General features: G+C 64.4%; 13 protein-coding genes. 7 read left to right on the top strand and 6 right to left on the bottom strand.

Annotated features, from left to right (window positions below; genetic code table 11):
- Positions 1 to 173: 173 nt before the first annotated feature.
- The gene (locus tag HCZ97_RS03155; protein WP_167687373.1) at positions 174 to 656 is read right to left on the bottom strand and encodes a nucleoside deaminase; all 483 of its coding nucleotides are present in this window, start codon (positions 654 to 656) and stop codon (positions 174 to 176) included.
- 456 nt (positions 657 to 1,112) lie between these two features.
- On the opposite strand from HCZ97_RS03155, the gene HCZ97_RS03160 reads away from it, so the two are divergent.
- From HCZ97_RS03160 to HCZ97_RS03185, 6 genes are all read left to right on the top strand, one after another.
- Positions 1,113 to 2,105, top strand: coding sequence for an ABC transporter substrate-binding protein (locus tag HCZ97_RS03160; protein ID WP_167687223.1), 993 nt, complete (start codon positions 1,113 to 1,115; stop codon positions 2,103 to 2,105).
- 86 nt (positions 2,106 to 2,191) lie between these two features.
- On the top strand, positions 2,192 to 2,971 hold the full coding sequence (locus tag HCZ97_RS03165) for an ABC transporter ATP-binding protein (protein ID WP_167687224.1): 780 nt from the start codon (positions 2,192 to 2,194) through the stop codon (positions 2,969 to 2,971).
- A 1-nt stretch (position 2,972) separates the two neighbouring features.
- On the top strand, positions 2,973 to 3,818 hold the full coding sequence (locus tag HCZ97_RS03170) for an ABC transporter permease (protein WP_167687225.1): 846 nt from the start codon (positions 2,973 to 2,975) through the stop codon (positions 3,816 to 3,818).
- On the top strand, positions 3,818 to 5,197 hold the full coding sequence (locus tag HCZ97_RS03175; RefSeq protein ID WP_167687226.1) for an amidohydrolase family protein: 1,380 nt from the start codon (positions 3,818 to 3,820) through the stop codon (positions 5,195 to 5,197). Before HCZ97_RS03170 ends, HCZ97_RS03175 begins: the two co-directional genes overlap by 1 nt.
- A 76-nt stretch (positions 5,198 to 5,273) precedes the next feature.
- Complete coding sequence (locus HCZ97_RS03180) at positions 5,274 to 6,269, top strand: isopenicillin N synthase family oxygenase (protein WP_167687227.1); 996 nt, start codon at positions 5,274 to 5,276, stop codon at positions 6,267 to 6,269.
- Between the two features lie 59 nt (positions 6,270 to 6,328).
- Positions 6,329 to 7,291 (top strand): isopenicillin N synthase family oxygenase, encoded by a 963-nt coding sequence (locus tag HCZ97_RS03185; protein WP_167687228.1) that lies wholly within the window; start codon positions 6,329 to 6,331, stop codon positions 7,289 to 7,291.
- A gap of 16 nt (positions 7,292 to 7,307) precedes the next feature.
- On the opposite strand, the gene HCZ97_RS03190 is transcribed toward HCZ97_RS03185, so the two are convergent.
- The 3 genes from HCZ97_RS03190 to HCZ97_RS03200 form a co-directional block, all read right to left on the bottom strand.
- Positions 7,308 to 8,201 carry a transglutaminase family protein gene (locus HCZ97_RS03190; protein WP_167687229.1) on the bottom strand — a complete coding sequence of 298 codons (894 nt, stop codon included), beginning with the start codon at positions 8,199 to 8,201 and terminating at the stop codon, positions 7,308 to 7,310.
- Positions 8,202 to 8,204: 3 nt separating this feature from the next.
- Positions 8,205 to 10,712, bottom strand: a complete 2,508-nt coding sequence (locus HCZ97_RS03195) for a circularly permuted type 2 ATP-grasp protein (RefSeq protein ID WP_167687230.1) — start codon at positions 10,710 to 10,712, stop codon at positions 8,205 to 8,207.
- Positions 10,713 to 10,864: 152 nt separating this feature from the next.
- Complete coding sequence (locus HCZ97_RS03200) at positions 10,865 to 14,239, bottom strand: DUF2126 domain-containing protein (RefSeq protein ID WP_167687231.1); 3,375 nt, start codon at positions 14,237 to 14,239, stop codon at positions 10,865 to 10,867.
- A gap of 217 nt (positions 14,240 to 14,456) precedes the next feature.
- On the opposite strand from HCZ97_RS03200, the gene HCZ97_RS03205 reads away from it, so the two are divergent.
- A complete protein-coding gene (locus tag HCZ97_RS03205; protein WP_167687232.1) occupies positions 14,457 to 16,820 on the top strand; it encodes a Tex family protein in 2,364 nt (787 codons plus the stop codon).
- Here the strand turns inward: HCZ97_RS03205 and HCZ97_RS03210 are convergent, their stop codons facing one another.
- Together HCZ97_RS03210 and HCZ97_RS03215 are read right to left on the bottom strand one after the other, a co-directional pair.
- A complete protein-coding gene (locus tag HCZ97_RS03210; protein ID WP_167687233.1) occupies positions 16,821 to 18,047 on the bottom strand; it encodes a TetR/AcrR family transcriptional regulator in 1,227 nt (408 codons plus the stop codon).
- A 120-nt stretch (positions 18,048 to 18,167) separates the two neighbouring features.
- A complete protein-coding gene (locus HCZ97_RS03215) occupies positions 18,168 to 18,488 on the bottom strand; it encodes a hypothetical protein (protein WP_167687234.1) in 321 nt (106 codons plus the stop codon).
- Positions 18,489 to 18,498: the final 10 nt, after the last annotated feature.

The raw sequence follows: 18,498 nt of genomic DNA on the forward strand, positions 1-18,498 counted from the left end.
TCATCCGCCGGGCAAGACCCGGACACGTGGATGGTATTTCATATGGCGGGAGCCTAGCGGCCCCGCAGCAGAGTTAGAAGGGCCGGTCCCCCCTTTATTTCAATGCAAACGCAACTTCTTCAGCCAGAGCGGCGGAAGGCAGCCGGGTTTGCCGGGTCCGGCCCGCTTGAGTATCAGAGACCTTCCCAGAAGCCTTCGTGCACCGTCGCGCTTTCTTCGGACAGCAGCGGGCCGACGACCTCTACCTTGCGCTGCCCCGCCCCGAAGATGGTCGTGCAGGGCAGGTCCATGGTCAGGTTTTCCGGGTCAGGGCCGATCAGGTCCTTCAGGTCCTTCTCGCTCATGCCGTGCACCACGCGGCCGACGCCCGTCCAGTAGACGGAGCCCGCACACATCGCGCAGGGCTCGGCCGAGGTATACATCGTGCAGCCGCGCAGGAACTCGACGTCGTACTTGAGAGAGGCCGCCGTCATCAGGTTGCGCTCTGCATGACCGGTGCGGTCGCCCTTCGTCCCGCAGGTGTTCATCTCTTCCAGCAGGATTTCCCCGTCGGGACCGGCCAGAAGCGCGCCGAAAGGATGGTCGCCACGGGCACGGCTTTCATTTGCCAGCTCAATCGAGCGGCGAAGGAGGGCGAGATCCTGTTCCTGTGTCATGGGCTGCGTCATGGGCATGGTTTTCCTCTTTCCTGTTGGCAGTTTTATCGGCGGCCTAGCCCCGCCCCCGGCCCCACGCCAGTCGTCACGCAGCCGAAACGGGGCGAATTGCCCGTTATTCCGGCAGGAACCGCCCAATCTGCCGCCAAGACCAGCCGGATCTGCACAGTTTTTGGACAAACTCAGAGATAGCCAAACGTCACCCATATCGAAATCGTTCCTGAATCGCCCTCGCAGAGCTAGCAAGGATTGCGAGTAGAAGCGGTAGTGCCCCCGCCGGATGGCGGAAAAGGGAGCTGACATTGCTCATCGAAACCAGAGCTTGGGTTGAGGTGACCAAATGAAATCGCACTGCTTGATCCTGACGATCTGCCAAGACCTGTTCCCGGAAGGGAACAATGCCGCTTGCGTGGATCCGGGCAATACAAATCACGACAACATGACAGGGAACCCACAATGACTCGACTTCGCGCCACCGCTCTTGCGGCCACGCTTGCAAGCACCGCCTTCGCCATGCCGGCCTCTGCGCTGGAAGAGATCACCTTCCAGCTTGATTGGCTGCCGGGCGGTGACAAGGCCCCGATCTACGTCTGCATCTCGCAGGGTTTCTGCGAGGAAGCCGGCTTTGACGTCACCATCTCCCCCGGACGTGGCTCTTCCGAGGCGATCACCAAGGTTGCCACCGGCGTGGCAGAGTTCGGTTCTGCCGGCATGGGGGCCGTGATGGCGGCCAAGGCCACGGAGAACGTGCCGGTCACCGCGGTTATGTCGATCTTCAACACCGGCCCGCATGCCTTCTATACCACAAAGGACAAGGGCATCGCCTCTATCGCGGACGTGAAAGGCAAGAAGATCGCCACCTCTCCCTTCACCTCTTCCAACGTCTTCCTGCCGCTGGTGCTGGGCGACAACGGGATGAGCGAAGCGGATATCGAGCTGACGAAGGCGGATCCCGGTGCCCTTGGCCCGCTGCTAGTGACCGGCCAGGCCGATGCCATCATCGCCTGGCTCACCGATGTGACGCGCTACACCAACCAAGCGACGGAAGCGGGCAAGGAAATCGTCTACCTGCCCTGGGCCGACGCCGGCCTGGAACTGTACTCCGCCTCGCTGGTCGGCAATGACGCCTACATGGCCGAGAACCCCGAGCTCACGAAAGCCTTTGTCGGTGCCTTCAAGAAGTCGCTCGAGTTCGCCTATGAGAACCCCGACCTGGCCGCCGATGCCGTGGCCGCCAACGTGCCCGAACTGACCGCGGAAGACGTGAAGGGCTCTTGGCTGGATGCCTCCAAGCTGGCCTTCAACGAGGTGACAGAGGCCAACGGGCTGGGCGCCTTTGAAGCCGGCCGCGTCGCCGCGACCTGGGAGCGCGTCGCCGCAAGCCAGGGCCTGGACGTCGAAAGCCTTGACCCTGAAACCGCCGTCTCTCGCGATTACCTGACCGAGTAAGCGGCGAAAGCCAACGGGGCGGCGGTGCGCCGCCGCCCATAGCCGAGCCCGCGGCCACGACGGCCCCGGACACTGGGGGAAGAACCTTGAGCACTGAAACCGATGCCATCAGCTTTGCCGATGTCGGCCAGACCTTCCTGACCGACAATGGACCGCTGACCGCCCTGTCGGGTGTGAATGTGAACCTGCGCCGGCACGAGTTCGTCGCCGTCCTTGGCCCCTCGGGCTGCGGCAAATCCACCTTGCTGCGCCTGACCGCCGGCCTGATCAAGCCGACCGAGGGCACCGTTTCCGTCTTCGGGCATCCGGTCAGCCAGCCGCGCGACGATATCGGCATCGTCTTCCAGCAGGCGACCCTGCTGCCCTGGGCCACGGTCGAGGACAACGTGGTCTTTCCCGCCAAGCACAAGCGGGGCCGCGTCAGTGCCAAGGACCGCGCGCATGCCAGGGAGATCATCGCGACCTGTGGCCTGGCCGGCTTCGAAGAACGGCTGCCCGGAGAGCTCTCCGGCGGCATGCAGCAGCGCGTAGGCATTGCCCGAGCCCTGTTCCTGAACCCCGATATCCTGCTCATGGATGAGCCTTTCAGCGCGCTGGACGCCCTAACCCGCGATGCCATGGGCTTCGAGTTGCTGCGCCTTTGGCAGGCCAGCCCCAAGACAGTTCTTTTCATCACCCATTCCATCCCCGAGGCGGTCATCCTGGCGGATCGCGTGGTGGTCATGTCCGAACGTCCCGGACGCGTGATCGAGGACCTGAAAGTGCCACTTGGACGGCCCCGCGACGAAAGCTCGCTGCGCTCTGTCGAGATGCAGGATTTCCTGGCCCATCTGCGCGGCCTTCTGATCAAGGACAAGGTGGCCTGACATGACAGCCCAAGCCGATATCCCCGCGGAAAAAGCGCCACCGGCGAAACCAGCCCCTACAGAACGGCTGCCACTGGCAGAGCGGCTGATCCGCACGCCCGTCCTGCTTCCCGCGCTGACGTTCATCCTGATCCTGCTGCTGTGGGAATTCGGAACCCGCCTTTTCAACGTGCCCAGCTACGTCCTGCCCGCGCCGTCCCGCATCGTGGAAGGCTTCGGTGTCGTGAGCTTCGGGCGCTGGATGGAACATGTCTGGTCCACCCTGCGCGTGGCGCTACTGGGCTACCTGGTCTCCATCGCCGTGTCGCTGCCGATCGCCGTGGGCCTGTCCAAGTCCCGCTTCCTGTCCCGGTCGCTCTACCCGCTGCTGGTGGTGATCCAATCCGTGCCGGTCGTTGCCGTGGCCCCGATCATCATCGTGGTCCTGGGCACCGATGATGCGCCGCGCATCGTGATCACCTTCATGATCTCCTTCTTCCCGCTCGTGGTCTCCATGACCACCGGCCTGATGGCGACCCCGCCGGAGCTGATCGAACTGTCCCGCTCCCTGCGCGCGCCTGTGCGTCGCGAGATCACCCAGATCCGCCTGCCCTACGCCACGCCTTACATCTTCTCGGGGCTCAAGATCTCCATCACGCTCAGCGTCATCGGCGCCGTTGTGGCAGAGTTCGTCGCGGCCGAAGTGGGCATCGGTTACTTCATCCAGTTCTCCACCTCCATGTTCCGCCTGCCGCAGGCCTGGGCCGGGCTGGCCGTGCTGCTGGTGATGAGCCTGGCGCTATTCCAGGCCGTCAACCTGACCCAGAAGTACTTCTTCCCATGGTCGCTTCCGAAGGACGGCCGCTGATGCTTATCACGAATATCTCTGACTGCCTGACCGGCACGCTTGGCGAAGGGGAGCGCTTCCAAGGGGCGATCCGGATCGAAGGCCAGCGCATCGCGGAGATGGGTGCGCTGACACCCCGCCCAGGTGAAGACGTGCTGGACGCAAGGGGCTGCGCGGTCATCCCGGGGCTGGTGAACACGCACCACCACCTGAACCAGTCGCTGCTAAAGGCGGTCCCCAAGGGCATGAACCTGCCGCTCGATCCCTGGCTGATGCATGTGCCCTACACCTGGTGGCCCCATTTCGACGAGGCCACCTATCGCACCGCCGTGCGCGTCGGGCTGGCAGAGCTTGTCCTGACCGGGGCCACCACCGTGGCAGAGCACCATTATGTTTTCGCCGAAAGCTACGACTACAATCCGTCCGACGTCTTCTTCGAAGAGGCCGGCAAGCTTGGAATCCGTGCGGTCATGGCACGTGGCGGGATGACCCGGGGCCGCGCCTTCGACGATCCGGCCATCCCCCCCGCCCCCTGCGAAACGCTGGAGACCTTCCTTTCCGAAGCCGAAAAGACGGCCCTCAAATGGGCCGACACCGGTGAGCTGGCGATGCGCAAGGTAGCCCTTGCCCCCACCACGCCTACCTTCAACGTGACCCCGGAAGAGCTGCGCGAGATCGCCCGCTTCGGCCGCGAAAAAGGCCTGATGCTGCACGCCCACCTCAGCGAGAACGAGAACTACGCCCGCTTCACGCTGGAGAAATACGGCAAGCGCCCGGTCGAATGGCTGGCGACGCAGGACTGGCTGGGCAGGGACGTCTGGTTCGCCCATCTGGTGGACCTGGAACCCTTCGAGGTCGACCTGCTGGCCCAGACCGGCACGGGCATGGCGCATTGCCCCAACGCCAACGCCCGGCTCGGTTCCGGCGTGGCACCGGCGGATGCCCTGCACGCCAAGGGTGGGAAGGTGTCGCTGGGGGTCGATGGCGCTGCGGCGAACGAGGCCGCGGACATGGGTGCCCTGCTCTTCTCTGCCTTCACGCTGCACCGTGCCACTAAGGGCGTCGGGTCCGTTAGGGCAGAGCAGGTGCTGCATTGGGCCAGCGCGGGCGGTGCCAAGGTGCTGGACATGCCCGGTATCGGCACGCTCGCCCCCGGCATGGCCGCCGACCTGGCCATCCTGGACCTGTCCGCCCCCCGCAACCTCGGCCTGCATGACCGCGCCCTGGCCCCCGTGATCACCGGCGGTCTGGCCGTGCGCGATCTCTTCGTGGGCGGCAAACGTATCCTGGCCGACGGCAAGCTGCCCGGCCTCGACCTGGCGGAGCTTGCCGATGAGGCAATGGAAGCCACCGAAACCCTCAAGAGCCGCCAGCACAACACCGTGCTGGAGGCCGTCTGATTACCACCCGGAGTATAAGCTGGCAGCATCCGCCCGGATGCAGGTCATTGCTCCCCAAACTCAAGGAGAGTGTCTCATGACTGACAATGCTTATGACCTGAAGGAACTGAATGACGAGACCCGCTTCGGCGGCGAGGGAGAGCTTGTCGAACGGGATATCCCGCAAATCGACATGTCCGACTTCTTCAACAGGAAGGAAGAGATCACCGAAGCGCTCTGGAAGGCCGCGACGGAAATCGGCTTCTTCCAGCTCTACAACCACGGCATCCCGCAGGAGATCATCGACGAGGCCTTCTGGCTGTCGGGCGAGTTCTTTGGCCAGCCGACCGAGGTGAAAGAGCAATACCCCCTGAAGCCCGGGACCAACGCGGGCTGGGAATACAAGGCCCAGGTGCGCCCCTCGACCGGGACAGCGGACCAGAAGGAAAGCTACCAGATCACCCTGCCCCGCATGTCCGGCCTGTGGCCGACGGGCCGCGAGGTGCCGCATTTCAAGGAGGTCATGATGGCCTTCGAACGGCACAACTGGGCGCTGGCCATGAAGGTGCTGTCCTGCTTTGCGGACCGGCTGGGCTTTGAACCGGGCTTCTTCACGGAAGGGCACGATCCTGAGACCAAGGAATACCAGTCGACTCTGCGGCTTATCCATTATCTTGGCATGGAAGACGCCAAGCCGGAGGACTTCAAGTTCTGGCGCGCCGGGGCACATACCGACTTTGATTGCCTGACCCTGCTGCACCAGAAACCCGGCCAGGGCGGTCTGCAACTTTGCCCCGGCAAGGACGCCAAGGGCCGCGCCATCGCCTGGACCGACGTGCCGCCACTGGCCGGCGTGGTCACCTGCAACATCGGCGACATGCTGATGCGCTGGTCCGATGACAAGCTGCAGTCCACGCTTCACCGGGTCCGGATGCCCAAACCCGAGGAATACTTGGGCCCGCGTTACTCCATGGCTTACTTCGCACAGGCCAACATGGACACGCTGCTGGAGGGCCCTGAGGGCAAGTACGAGCCGATGACCGGCCATGACTACATCCAGATGCGTCTTGGCGCGAACTTCGCAAAGTCCTGACCCAACCACCGGGCGGCGCACCTTTGCGCCGCCCCTTTCCGACAGCGAGCTCTTGTCCCATGTCCAAGTCCCTTCCGATCATCGACGTCTCCGGCCTGGCCTCTTCCGATCCGGTCGCCCGCACGGAGGTGGGGTCGAAGATCCGAAGTGCCTGCCTTGCCCATGGGTTCTTCTACGTGACCGGCCACGGCATTCCCGACGGGTTGATCCAGGCGGTCATGACCGAGACCCGGAACCTTTTCGACCTGCCCGAGGAGGCCAAGGATGCGCTGGACAAGTCCCTGTCCCCCTGCAACCGGGGCTATGAGCAGCTGGGCGGGCAAACCCTGCAGCCGGGCGCCCTGCCCGACCGCAAGGAAGGCTATTACATCGGCGAAGAGCTGACGCCGCGCGATCCACGGGTTACTGCGGGCAAGTTCAATCAGGGGCCAAACCAATGGCCGCAGGACCTGCCCGGCTTCCGACCGACGATGATGGCTTACTTCTCTGCGCTGAGCACCCTGGGGGAAACGCTCATGCGGGGCATGGCGCTGTCGCTAGACCTTGAGGAGGGCTACTTTTCAGGGTTCTGCGAACAGCCGCTGGCGACCCTGCGCCTGCTGCACTACCCCCCTGCCCAACCCGATGTGCCCGAGGAAATGGGCGCCGGTGCCCATACCGATTTCGGCGGGCTGACCATGCTGTTTCAGGACAGTGTCGGTGGCCTGCAGGTCATGGACGAGGATGGTAGCTGGATCGATGCGCCGCCGATCCCCGGGGCCTTCGTGGTCAACCTGGGCGACATGATCTCTCGCTGGACCAACGATCACTATCGTTCCACCCTGCACCGGGTCATAAACCGCTCGGGGCGCGAGCGGTATTCGGTGCCGTTCTTCTATTCCGGTTTTCCCGGGCACGAGGTGGCCTGTATCCCGACCTGCCTTGCCGGCGATGAGACCCCGAAGTATCCGCCCATCACGGTCGAAGAGCACCTTCGCGCGATGTATGAGCGCACCTACGTGAACGACAAAAAATCCGGGTGATCGCCCTCTGCCCTCCTCAGGCCCAGCTGGGATCCTCGATGCTGATCATGTCGACGGCCTGACGGGTGCTTTGCCCGCCGGCGATGCGCAACGCGCCCTTCACCGGGGCCACGTCGAAGTAATCGCGCCCGTGGGCGATGACAACGTGGTCATCCCCGGCAAGGACTGCGTTCGTTGGGTCGAATTCCACCCAGCCCATGTCCTTTCCGCACCAGGCCCGCACCCAGGCATGCATGGCATCCGCACCTTCCAGGCGGGCCTGCCCCTCTGGCGGAAGCGTACGCAGGAAGCCCGACACGTAGCCCGCCGGAATTCCCAGGGACCGCAGCGCGCAGATGGCGATATGGGTGAAATCCTGGCAAACGCCCCGGCGCAGGGCAAAGGCCTCGGCCACCGGGGTGTCCACCAGCGTGGCAGTGGGATCGAAGGTCATGTCCCGATGCAGCGCCCTGCAGATCGCATCCACCGTGGCAAAGGCGGTATCGGCGCCATCGGCAACATCGGCCGCCCAGCGGGCAATGCCGTCGTGATCGGGCACCCGAGGCGATGCCGGAAGGAAATGGTAGGGCGACAAGGGGCCAAGCGCCATCTGGCTGGAGAGCTCTGCCCGAAAGCCCGGACGGCGGGAGGAGACGTCGAAAATGCCTTCGGGCTGGTGGCGCCTGACCTGCGCCCGCATGGTGAACTCCGTACGCTCCTGATTTTCGCGGTAGGAAATCTCCGTACAGGTATTGCCGAAGAAATCCCTGCGCGTGCAGGTCTCTGACGGCTGCGGATCGCAGGTTAGCTCAGCGGACAGGACGTTCTGCTGGCCCGGAATTTCCAGCGGCAGAACGCGCAGCACATGGCGACCGACCTCCGCCGGGCTGTCATACTTGTAGCTTATGCGCAGGGTGATCGAGTAAAGCATGCATCACCTCAGATAGGCATCGGCCAGCAGATCCGAGAACTCCGCCGTGGCGGTGGCGATCTCTGACAGCCTGTCGAATGGAATGGCGTCCGCCTCGGCGACGGAGAGCTCCACCTGAAGCTTCATGACCTCGCGGCGGATCCCGGTCACATGGGGCCTTCCCGAGGTGGAAGGCAATGTTTCCAGCCGTGTCAGATGGCTCAGGATCTCATTCAGCTGGCTGAGGATGGAGCGCGGATTGGCATCATCCAGCAGCAGCATGTCCAGGACACTGTCGCGCGTGATCCGGGAAAAGCGGTGACGATGGGTCATGACCGCATCCCCCACCTCGATCGCGGCTTCATAGGCCCCTTCCGGCGCCCAGGGCGCGGTAAAGATCTGGAGCATCCCGGAGGTGGCCCAGGACCGTTCAATCGCGCGCCCCAATGCAAGGAACTGCCAGCCCGTGCCATGGTACATGTTCTCATGCACCAGCCCGGTGAAGCCTGAAATCTTGCGCAGCAGCACGCTCATCGCGCGGGCAACGTCATCGCCGGGCAACAGCAATGGACCGACCTGTTCCGCCGTGCGCGTCAGATCCGTCAGTGCGTTCCAGCCATCCGAGGAGAAGCGATCCCTGACACGCCCCGCGCTCGCCATGGCCGATTGCATGTCCAGCTTGAGGCCCGATGGCATCGGCTCTGCAACGTCCACCCCCATGAACTTGAGGTTCTCTGCCAGGTAATCGGTCAGCGGCAGGCCCGCCTGTCCGTTCTCTGCCAGGCGCAGGTGATAGGCCCTCAAGAGCCGGATCTTGTGTTCCACCCGCTCAGTGTAGCGGCCCAGCCAGAACATGTTCTCGGCCGTCCGCACCGGCAGAGCCGCGTGGCGGGTCAGCCTGTCGCGGCCGTCAGAGGCCGCAAGAAGCGTGTCATCCTGGGGCATTTCCGGCGCGACCACCCAGACGTCGCTGACCGAGCCGCCGCGCTGAACGGAGATATCGGCGGATTCGGCGGAATGGCCGATCCTGGCGAAGCCCCCCGGCATGACCTGCCAGCCCTCTTTCGTGCGCGCCAGGATCACCCGCAGGGACATCGGGCGCGCCGTCAGCTTGTCGCCATCCAGCGCCGGTGCGGTCGAGAGAGAGATGATCTCTTGCGCGGCAAGGGCCCCGCCCTGCCGTTCGATCCACTCCGGGTCGATCGCTGAGCCATCGGCCCGCTTGCCGCCGATGATAACATCCGGCCCGTGATCGAAAGGAAGGCTGGTGGACAGCGCCGTGTCGATTGTCATGCGCGCGGCATTGGCCTTGACGTATTCGCGCGCGTTCTTCTGGCCGCACCACCAGGTCGCGATGTTCGGGATTGCCAGGTCACGCCCCAGCCAGGTGCGGGCAATCCGCGGGATGAAGGCCATGAGCGCGCGCGTCTCAAGCACACCAGAGCCGGGCGCGTTGATCATCGTCAGCCGCCCCGAGCGCAGGGCGCCCAGGATACCCGGCGTGCCGATCTGGCTGTCCTCCCGCAGTTCAAGCGGATCCAGCCAGGCGCTGTCCAGCCGCCGCCAAAGCACGGAAACAGGTTGCAGCCCGCCCACGGTGTGGACCATCAGCTGGCCGTCCCGGATCACCAGGTCTTCGCCCTGCACCAGCAGAAACCCTAGGTAACGCGCGATATAGGCATGTTCGAAATAGGTGTCGTTCAGCGGTCCAGGCGTCAGGATGGACACCCGGCTGTCCGGCTCAGCCCGCAGCCCCAGCAGCGCATCCCGGAACGACCGGAAGAACCCGGCCAGCCGCATCACATGGGTGCGGGACATGATATCCGCGAAGCTGCGCGCCGTGGCCATGCGTGTCTCAAGCGCGAAACCGGCGCCTGAGGGCGCCTGGGCGCGATCCCCCAGCACCCACCACTTGCCATTGGGGCCGCGACCGATGTCAAAGGCCAGCATGTGCAGGTAGTGACCGGAGGCAGGCCGGACCCCGACAAGAGGGCGCAGCCATTCGGGGTTGTCGGCGACCACTTCCGGCGGGATGATCCCCTGCGCGGCAAGGCTGTTGTCCCCGTAGAAATCCGCCATGACGCGCTCAAGAAGATCGGCGCGCTCCACGAGGCCAGAGGCGATCCGCGACCAGTCCTCGCTGTCGATCAGAAGGGGCAAGTGGGCCAGGGGCCATTCGCGCTCTTCCTGGCTGTCAGGGCCATAATGGCGGAAGAAGACACCGGCATCGCTCAGGTACTGGCTGCCCCGCGCGGTACTGCGCGACAGGTCCTCGGGTGAGAGACGGGAGAGTTCCTCGAGAAACGGTTTCCAGACCGGGCGGATATTGCCGGCGGCATCCATCAGCTCATCCGCCACCCCTTTCAGCGGGCGGTAATCCCGCAGCAGCGCGGCGCGGCGTTCCTGTGGGCTTTCGCCAGCGGCTTCCGCCGGGCGGCCGGAGCGGGCCTGCGATTGGGTTTGGGTTTGCGATTGGGATTCCGACTGGCCGTCGGACCCGCCGCCCGCATCCTGCAGGGTGTCGCGCGTCATCGCCGCCCTGCCCGGAGCACCGCTTGCGGCACCGTCGCTCCACCTGTCGGAGGCATAAGCCTCTCTCCCACGCCCAAGGGCGGCCCCGAAGAGCCGCCGCATTCCATCGCTGGTCTCAAGGGTCCGCGCGATGCGGACCCGCCAGAGGGTATTTAGACGCCGGGAGCGCGCCGAAGGTCAAGGGTCATGGGGAATTCGCCCCCGATGATTTCCTGCGGCGGCAGGTAGAGACCCGGCGTATGGCCACGATCCTCGAACCGGGCAAGGCGGCGCGCTTCGGCTTCGTTGGCGTTGACCGGGAAGGTTTCGTAGTTCCGCCCGCCGGGATGGGCCACGTGGTAGGTGCAGCCCCCGATCGCCCGCTTGGACCAGGTGTCAAAGATGTCGATGGTCAGGGGCGTGTGGACCGGAATGACGGGATGCATGGCCTCTGGCGGTTGCCATGCCTTGTAACGGATACCGCCGACCGAAACGCCGGAAGTATCTGTCCGCGCCATGGGCACACGCCGACCATTGCAGGTGACCACGTAGCGGGAGGGATCGGTGGTGGAAAGCTTGACCTGCAGCCGTTCGGTGGAACTGTCGGTGAAGCGCACCGTGCCGCCGATGGCCCCGGTTTCCCCCATGACGTGCCAGGGTTCCAGCGCCTGACGCAGTTCCAGGTGGACGCCCTCGTGCTCGATCTCACCGCAGAAGGGGAAGCGGAACTCGGCTTGGGCTTCGAACCACTCGGGGCGGAAATCGAAGCCATGGCGGCGCAGGTCCCCGAGCACATCCAGGAAGTCGGTCCACAGGAAATGCGGCAGCATGAAGCGGTCATGCAGCGTGGTGCCCCAGCGGGTGAAATCGCCGGTCAGCGGGCTTTGCCAGTAGCGCGCAAGCAGGGCACGGATCAGCAGTTGCTGGGCAAGCGACATGCGCGGATCGGGCGGCATCTCGAAGCCGCGGAACTCGATCAGGCCAAGACGGCCCGTCGGCCCATCCGGAGAGAACATCTTGTCGATGCAGATCTCTGCCCGGTGGGTGTTGCCCGTGACATCGACCAGCAGATTGCGCAGCAGCCGGTCCGTCAGCCAGGGCAGCGGCGGCGTTCCCTTGCCCGGGGCCGGGATCTGGGACAGCGCGATTTCCAGCTCATAGAGGTTGTCGGCACGTCCCTCATCCACTCGCGGCGCCTGGGAAGTTGGCCCGATGAAGAGACCGGAGAAGAGATAGGACATGGAGGGGTGACGCTGCCAGTGCAGCACCAGGCTGCGCAGCAGGTCCGGACGCCGCAGGAAGGGCGAGTCGTTCGTGGTTTCGCCGCCAACGACCACGTGGTTGCCGCCGCCCGTGCCCGTGTGCCGCCCGTCGATCATGAACTTGTCCGCGCCAAGGCGGCATTGGCGAGCCTCTTCGTAGACCGCCTGGGTGATGGACTTGCAGTCTTCCCAGCTGGAGGCAGGGTGGATGTTGACCTCGATCACGCCGGGGTCCGGCGCCACCCGGATCACGTTCAGGCGCGGGTCATGCGGCGGTGCGTAGCCTTCAATATGCACCGGCAGGCCAAGCTTGCCTGCAACATCCTCGGCCACGGCGATCAGCTCAAGGTAATCTTCCACATCCACCACCGGCGGCATGAAGATGCAGAGCTTTCCATCGCGCGGCTCCACCGCCAGCGCGGTCCGGACCGCGCCGTGGATGTCGTCCACGATATGCTGCTGAACGCGGTCCTGGCCCTCCTGGGCGGCGCGGAACATCGCGCGGGACTGGGCGCGGGCTTCTGCCCCGGTGGGTGCCCCCGCCTGCGTGGCGGAACGTTCGAATACCGGCAGTTCCGCCCGGTCCACCGTAGGATCGGCGGGGTTGATGTAGGGGTATTCCGCGGGCGGCACGTAGGGCAGCGCGCTCAGTGGCAGGCGATACCCCATCGCGCTGTCACCGGGCACGAGGTAGAGGTTCTTGCGCCGGAAGCTCCAGACCTCGGACACCCATTTCTCTGCACGCGCGCGGGTCTGCCAGCGCTGGATCGGCAGGACGTACCCCGTGGGCGAAGTCAGGCCTTGGTCGAAGACCTTGGCGATGCGGTGGCGGGCCTCTGCATCTTCCAGCTTGGAATTCGCGGGAGTCACGTTGTCGGGAAGCTGGGCTTCCTTCAGGATCCACTCTGCAGGGTCCTCATAGGCGGCCACCACGTTTTCCGGCGCGACCTCAAGTTCTTGGGCCATCTCGCGCAGGAACAGCGCGGCATCCTCGGCGGTGACCTCCTCTTCCGGGGTTTCTTCCGATCGCTCCAGGGCGATCAGGTCGGGATCCTTCCAGATCGGCTCTTCGTCCTTGCGCCAGTAGAGCGAGAAGGTCCAGCGCGGCAGGGTTTCGCCCGGGTACCACTTGCCTTGCCCGTAGTGAAGGAAGCCACCCGGCGCGAAACGGTCACGCAGGCGTCGAATCAACTTGTCCGCCAGGTCCCGCTTCATCGGGCCGACAGCCGCCGTGTTCCACTCATCGCTTTCAAAATCGTCGATCGAGACGAAGGTGGGTTCCCCGCCCATGGTCAGGCGCATGTCAGCAGCCGCAATGGCCTCGTCCACCTGTTCGCCCAGCTCGTCCAGCGCCTCCCAGGCCTCTTCCGAGAAAGGCTTGGTGATCCGCGGCGTTTCCGAGACCCGGCTCACCTGCATGTCGAATTCGAAGTCGACTTCAAGCTCCTTGTCCGCGGAATAGCCCCCGGAAATCGGCGCGGCGTTGGAATAATGCGGCGTGGCGGCCAGCGGGATATGGCTTTCCCCAGTCAGCAGGCCGGAGGTCGGATCGAAGCCGATCCAACCTGCCCCCGGCAGGTAGACCTCGCACCAGGCATGAAGATCGGTGAAGTCCACCTCGGTGCCCGCCGGGCCATCCAGCGCCTTGAGATCGGGCTTGAGCTGGATCAGGTAGCCCGAGACGAAGCGCGCGGCCAGTCCCATGTTGCGCAGGATCTGGACCAGCAACCAGGAGGTATCCCGGCACGATCCCTTGCCCTCTTCAAAGGTCTCTTCCGGGGTCTGAACACCCGGCTCCATGCGGATGGTGTATTCGATCTCCTGGGACAGGCGCATGTTCAGCGCCACCAGCATGTCGACCGTATGTTGCCCCTCGGACCAGTCGATGGTCTTCATGAAGGCCTTCAGCCGCGGCCCCATCGGTTCCGGCTTCAGGTAGATCGACAAGTCTTCGCTGATGTCTTCCGGGTATGTGAAGGGCCATTCCTGGGCCACGTCCTCCACGAAGAAGTCGAAGGGGTTGTAGACGGTCATGTCCGCAACGATATCGACCTCGATCTTGAATTCGCGCACCGGCTCGGGGAAGACGAAGCGGGTCATCCAGTTGCCGTAGGGGTCTTGCTGAAGATTCACGAAATGCTCTTTCGGCAGAACCTTGAGCGAATAGGAGATCACCTTTGTCCGGCTGTGCGGCGCTGGCCGCAAACGGATGATCTGGGGTCCGAGCGTCACAGGACGGTCGTATTTGTAGTGGGTTACGTGGTGAATCGCCGCCTTGATCGCCATGGAGTCCGCCCGTTCTGGTTCCCTGATGCAACGCTTTCACGTTTCCTTGGACCCTACAAACAGATCAAACACTTGTCGCCTGTTTCCTCATGGTTGCGGCGGTCTTTGCCTGTCCCGTCGGCAGCCATCGCTCGCTGGGCAGGCAAGGCGTCGCGCAGGGGACTTGGCGTTGCCATGGGGCGCGGCTAGAAGTGTCTTCCCAAGACCGGAGGACGTCATGACCAAAGCCGCAGCCGCTGCCACATCCGGCACCGCACCGCGCATCGCCCGCATCATCGCCACAGAGATCGGCGCCCGGCCGGAACAGGTCACCGCCGCCGTCACCCTGCTGGACGAAGGCGCCACCGTGCCCTTCGTCGCGCGCTACCGCAAAGAGGTGACCGGGGGTCTGGACGATACGCAGCTGCGCAACCTGAACGAGCGGCTCGGCTACCTGCGGGAGCTGGAAGACCGGCGCGCCGCAATCGTGAAGAGCATCGACAGCCAGGAAAAGATGACCGACGACCTTGCCCGCGCGATCGCCGGCGCAGAGACGAAGGCCCAACTCGAAGACATCTACCTGCCCTACAAGCCCAAGCGACGCACCAAGGCGATGATCGCCAAGGAAAACGGCCTGGAACCCCTGGCCGAAGCCATCCTTGCCAACCGCGCCGCCACGCCGGAGGCCCTGGCCGAAGGCTACCTGACAGAGAACGTGGCCGATGTGAAAGCCGCGCTGGACGGCGCACGGGATATCCTGACCGAACGGCTGGCAGAAGATGCAGAACTGCTGGGCCAGCTGCGCGGCTGGATGCAGCGCGAAGCGGTCCTGTCGGCGAAGCTTGTCCCCGGCAAGGAACAGGAAGGGGCCAAGTTCTCTGACTACTTCGCACATACGGAAAGCTGGGCCAGGGTCCCCTCTCACCGGGCGCTGGCGATGTTGCGCGCCTCCAACGAGGGGGTGGTGACGCTTGAGATCGCCCCGCCTGAGGACCAGGCGGATCGCCCGCTCGACATGGTCGCGGCCAAGTTGCAGGCAGGCGGCTCAGGCCCCGGCGACATCTGGCTGCGCAAGGTGGCCGGCTGGACCTGGCGGGTGAAGCTGTCGCTTTCCATGACGCTGGACCTCATGTCCCAGATGCGGGCCCAGGCGCAGGAAGAAGCCATCGCGGTTTTTGCCCGCAACCTGAAGGACCTTCTGCTGGCAGCGCCCGCAGGTTCCAAGACGACGCTTGGCCTGGATCCGGGGATCCGCACAGGGGTCAAGGCCGCCGTCGTCGATGCCACGGGCAAGTTGCTGGGCACCGACACGCTTTATCCCTTCCAGCCCAAGAACGACATTCGCGGGGCCCAGCACGCGATCCTGTCGCTGATCTCCCGGCATGGCGTGGAGCTGATCGCCATCGGCAACGGTACCGCTTCCCGCGAGACAGAGAAACTTGTGACGGAAACGCTGAAGATGCTGCCGGACCAGGTGAAGAAACCGGTGAAGGTGGTGGTGAGCGAGGCCGGCGCCTCGGTCTATTCCGCCTCCGAACTCGCGGCCCGGGAATTCCCGGATCTCGACGTGTCTCTGCGCGGCGCGGTCTCCATCGCGCGGCGGCTCCAGGACCCTCTGGCGGAACTGGTCAAGATCGAGCCGAAGTCGATCGGCGTGGGCCAGTACCAGCACGATGTGGACCAGTTCAAGTTGACCAAATCCCTGGAAGCCGTGGTCGAGGATGCCGTGAACGCCGTGGGCGTGGACCTCAACACCGCTTCCGCCCCCCTGCTGGCGCATGTCTCCGGCCTTGGGGCGAATCTTGCCGAAAGCATCGTGGCGCACAGGGAAGCCAACGGGGCGTTCCGGTCCCGCAAGCAGCTCAAGGATGTCTCCCGCCTGGGGCCGCGCGCCTTCGAACAATGCGCCGGGTTCCTGCGCATCCGCGACGGGGAAGAGCCGCTGGATGCCTCTTCGGTACACCCGGAGGCCTATGGGGTCGCACGTCAGATCGTGAAGGCCTGCGGCAAGGATCTGCGGTCCATCATGGGCGATGGTACAGCCCTCAGGGGCCTGCGGGCAGAGCAGTTCGTGTCCGGCGATTTCGGCCTGCCCACGGTAAGGGACATCTTTGCAGAGCTTGAAAAACCCGGCCGCGACCCCCGCCCGTCTTTCAAGACCGCAAGCTTTGCCGATGGCGTGGAAGAGATCACCGACCTCAAGCCCGGCATGGTGCTGGAAGGCACGGTCACGAACGTCGCGGCCTTCGGTGCCTTCGTGGATATCGGGGTGCACCAGGACGGCCTGGTCCATGTCAGCCAGCTTGCCGATCGCTTCGTCAAGGATCCGCATGAGGTGGTCAAGGCCGGCGACGTTGTGAAGGTCACGGTGACCGAGGTGGACGTACCCCGCAAGCGCATCGGGCTGTCGATGCGCAAGGATGGCGGGGCCTCTGCCAAGGAGGATCGCAAATCCCGCGATACGCCCATGCGCGGTGGTCCGAAAGGCGCGCCCGGAAAGCCCAAGGGCGGCAATCGTGGCGGCAGTGCCGGTCCGAAGCAACGTGACGATCAACCCGGTGCCTTCGGGGCCGCGCTGCTGGATGCGATGAAGAAGAAGTAATCAGTCCAGGAAACCAAAGGCGAGCGGTCCGGCATAGGCCCGGATCGCCGCCTCTCTGGAGGGCCAGCGGGCCACGCGCGGCGCCATGTCCACGGCAGAGTTCACCGCCCCCATAAGGATCTGGCTGGCGAGGTTCGGATCAACGGGGCGGATCGTACCCGCTGCGATCCCGTCGCTCATCATCCCGGCAAAACGCCGCGCGAGCCTGTCGTTGCGGCGCAGCACATCGGGGCGCAGTTCTTCGGGCAGGGCAAGAAGGGCGGTGTCCCGTAGCAAGGGCATCTGGTCGCGCAACTGCACGTCCATGAGGCTGGCGATGGCCGAGGTCACCCTGGCCCAGTCATCCGCACCCTGCGCGACAGCGGCGTGTTGGGTTGCCGAAATGCGGCTGTAGGAGCGGTCAAAACAGGCCCGCACCAAGTCATCCTTGCCCGAGAGGTGATGGTAGAAGGATCCCTTGGATACATTCAGTTCTGCCGCGATCCGTTCGACCGAAGCCCCCCGGTAGCCGCGTTCATTGATCAGCCGTGTGGCCACCCGCAGATAGGTTTCGGAGGTGATGACAGAGGCCACCTGCTCTGCCGGGTCCACGGGAATGAGCGCCGGGGCCCAGGTCGCTCCGGGCATGGCGAACCCGTTTTCCAGCAAGTCCAGAAGGCGGGCACGGACACGGGGCAGATCCGCCTCTGCGTAAAGATCGAGCCAGCTGCGCGACCAATGCAGGATATCGCAGAACAACTGGGCCCGGGCGATGTTGCGGCCCTTCTCTTCGGGTGTCTCCATGCTGCCGAAGCGCGCGGCGACCTGACGGATCAGCGCGAAATACCGGTTCAACAAGGTCGAGCGGTCAGGCTCTTCCAGGGCGCGCATGTCGCTCAGGCAGCGCAACGGCGCCGCCGATCCCCTGCGGATCTGCAGGACAAGGTCCATATTTTGGTCAAGGACCCGGGCCATGTAGCTGCGCGGATCAGATGCCTGCGGCAAGAGAAGATCCGTGAACCTGTCCAACGCACGCTCCATCACGGCCGCTGCAAGCAGTTCCTTGCGGCGGAAATAATAGGTGATGGATGTGGTGTTCAGACCGACGGCCTTTGCCGTGCCGGTCAGGGTCAGCCCCTTCAATCCCCGGTCCGCGATCTGGCGCATCGCCGCGTTCAGGATCTCTTCCCGCTTGCGCGCAAACCGTTCAGAATCCGGCTGGTTCTCTGAAATGAAGGCGTCTTCCATGCCACAGCTTAGCAGGCTGGTGCAGGGCTAGAAAAGAGCCGGGGCACCCATCGGCTCAAATGGCCTTCACGGCACACATGCCCTAGAACGCGGGACCTATATCGGAATCGCAAACCGCCTTCAGTTGCGCCGCAGATAGAGCAGGCAGGCCACCGCCAGAATAAAGGGAGTCCCCGCGACATATACCAGAACGGAGGTCACCAAACTGCCACCGTTCGCAAAGACAAGGCAGGCCAGCAGAAGCCCGATCAAGGCGGAGAAAACAGTCAGTACCATGCCGCCGCCGGCGATGCCGGCGTGATCCGGATCGCCCAAACGATCCATGGCTTGGACCTGGGACGCCATGCCCTGGCTTGGGCCCGTCGGATAGACCCGTCCAAACCCGGCACCAGGATAGCCGCTGTCCCGGTAGACACCGGTCTGTACGGAATGCTTGTTCATTTGACCGCTC

This window comes from Pseudooceanicola sp. HF7 (assembly GCF_011806405.1).
In the GTDB taxonomy this organism is placed as follows: domain Bacteria; phylum Pseudomonadota; class Alphaproteobacteria; order Rhodobacterales; family Rhodobacteraceae; genus Pseudooceanicola.

Excerpts from the sequence above, each read along its gene's own strand:
- HCZ97_RS03155 (WP_167687373.1), bottom strand. The coding sequence starts at position 656 with ATGACACAGGAACAGGATCTCGCCCTCCTTCGCCGCTCGATTGAGCTG.
- HCZ97_RS03160 (WP_167687223.1), top strand. The coding sequence starts at position 1,113 with ATGACTCGACTTCGCGCCACCGCTCTTGCGGCCACGCTTGCAAGCACC.
- HCZ97_RS03170 (WP_167687225.1), top strand. The coding sequence starts at position 2,973 with ATGACAGCCCAAGCCGATATCCCCGCGGAAAAAGCGCCACCGGCGAAA.
- HCZ97_RS03175 (WP_167687226.1), top strand. The coding sequence starts at position 3,818 with ATGCTTATCACGAATATCTCTGACTGCCTGACCGGCACGCTTGGCGAA.
- HCZ97_RS03180 (WP_167687227.1), top strand. The coding sequence starts at position 5,274 with ATGACTGACAATGCTTATGACCTGAAGGAACTGAATGACGAGACCCGC.
- HCZ97_RS03185 (WP_167687228.1), top strand. The coding sequence starts at position 6,329 with ATGTCCAAGTCCCTTCCGATCATCGACGTCTCCGGCCTGGCCTCTTCC.
- HCZ97_RS03190 (WP_167687229.1), bottom strand. The coding sequence starts at position 8,201 with ATGCTTTACTCGATCACCCTGCGCATAAGCTACAAGTATGACAGCCCG.
- HCZ97_RS03195 (WP_167687230.1), bottom strand. The coding sequence starts at position 10,712 with ATGACGCGCGACACCCTGCAGGATGCGGGCGGCGGGTCCGACGGCCAG.
- HCZ97_RS03200 (WP_167687231.1), bottom strand. The coding sequence starts at position 14,239 with ATGGCGATCAAGGCGGCGATTCACCACGTAACCCACTACAAATACGAC.
- HCZ97_RS03205 (WP_167687232.1), top strand. The coding sequence starts at position 14,457 with ATGACCAAAGCCGCAGCCGCTGCCACATCCGGCACCGCACCGCGCATC.
- HCZ97_RS03210 (WP_167687233.1), bottom strand. The coding sequence starts at position 18,047 with ATGGAAGACGCCTTCATTTCAGAGAACCAGCCGGATTCTGAACGGTTT.
- HCZ97_RS03215 (WP_167687234.1), bottom strand. The coding sequence starts at position 18,488 with ATGAACAAGCATTCCGTACAGACCGGTGTCTACCGGGACAGCGGCTAT.